Genomic DNA, 1,715 nt, shown 5'->3' with positions numbered 1-1,715 from the left:
CGACGGTCTGCCGAGTAGCCGGGGGGAATCTCACCCCCCGGCTCTCACAGAACCGTGCTTAAAGGTCTCCCTTTACACGGCTCTTGCCATTCTGATCACCAAGACGAGGACGCGATGGTAGTCCATTTCCATTGCGCGAACATGCGGGGATACCGTTCGGCGATCTCCCACATTTTCCGGAGTGCTTTCCGTAGCGCCGCGAGCTTCTTGTACTTCTGGCGGATCCAGCGCACCAAGTAGGCATTGATGCGCATCAAGAGGGGTGTCAGCGCCGACCGGTAGAACCGACCGAAGTACTGCATCCAGCCCCGCACGATCGGATTGATCCGTCGCGCGAGTTCTACGAAGGAGAGGTCGGACCGAGTGTGGAGCCGCCAACTTCTGACTTCCGCACTGATCCTCTTCAGAGCTTCCTTGCTGATCGCCGGCTCGAACGACGTGGACCGCCGCCCGTGCTTGTTCCGGCTCTCGCGTGCGCGAAACGTGTACCCGAGGAAGGTGAACTCCGTCTGCCTGAAAGGCCGTTGGCGTTTCCCGTCTCGGCAATACACGATCTTGGTCTTGTCGGGATGCAGTCGCAGCCCGACCTCCTCCATCCTGTCCATCAGCGCGGCCAGCACTTCGCGGGCCTGACGCTCCGACACGCAGTGCACGACTGCATCGTCCGCATAGCGCTCGAAGGTGATGCCCGGCCACTTCCGCGCCAGCCATGTATCGAACGCATAGTGCATGAACAGGTTCGCCAGCACGGGTGAGACCGCTGAACCCTGTGGGGTTCCCCGGTCTCGTACCTGCAAGGTGCCATCAGGCAGTTGCAGCGGCGCTTGGAGCCACCGCTTCACATACAGAACCACCCAACTGGCATCGGTGTGCGCTTCCACGGCTTTGACGATGAGATCCCACCGGACGCTGTCGAAGAACTTCTGGACATCGAGATCGATGACCCAGTCCCTCTTCCAACAACGCTCACGGCAGCGCTCCACCGCATCCAATGCCGACCGCCCCGGCCGGTAACCGTAGGAGTCTTCATGAAATACGGGATCAACCCGTTCCATGAGATGCCTGGCCACTACGGTCTGGGCAATTCTGTCGGCCACCGTGGGCACACCCAAGATCCTCACACCGCCTCCCGGCGACGTCTTGGGGATCTCGACCGCACGCACCGGCGGAGGGAAGTACGTCCCTGACGACATCCTGTTCCAGATCTTATAAAGGTTGCCCTTCAGATCCTTCTCGAAGTCCTCGATGGACTGACTGTCCACACCGGGCGCGCCTCTGTTTGCCCTTACTCCCTCGTATGCCTCCCATACTTCCCGCTTCGAAATATCAAACGGCTTACCTGATGACTTCAACGCGTCCATGCAGTTCCTCCCGGGAAGACCCGGTTGTCCAGATAAACAACGTCACGAATGGCCCGGCTCCTTCGCTCAACTCCCATTACAGGAGCTTCATCACTACTACGAGCCGGTCCGCCAGCGCACCCCGCATCGGTACTCGATCCCTTACGGTGTCTGCCGCTTGGGACACTCCCTCTCGCCCTCCCTTGTTGGGAATGGCAGTATCGGGGAACGCCTTCTCCTGTTCCATGCGAAAGCGGCAGACCGGGCTCACGTCGTCTACATGCCGGACACCACCTGGCCAATAAGCGGACACCCGCCAGGCTCATCCCGGAGCTAGCCAAAGACCCCGGTTTTGATGTCATCTGTCTGCTTAAC

Annotated in this window: 1 protein-coding gene; it reads right to left on the bottom strand. The window is 60.1% G+C overall.

The features are described from left to right. Window positions 1-95 precede the first annotated feature (95 nt). Window positions 96-1,361: a group II intron reverse transcriptase/maturase gene (gene ltrA, locus ACFWIC_RS41035; RefSeq protein ID WP_380522312.1), complete on the bottom strand. Its 1,266-nt coding sequence runs from the start codon at window positions 1,359-1,361 to the stop codon at window positions 96-98. Window positions 1,362-1,715: the final 354 nt, after the last annotated feature.

It is taken from the genome of Kitasatospora sp. NPDC127035 (genome assembly GCF_042726075.1).
Classification (GTDB): Bacteria; Actinomycetota; Actinomycetes; order Streptomycetales; family Streptomycetaceae; genus Kitasatospora.
This window is presented reverse-complemented; position numbering and strand designations above follow the sequence as displayed.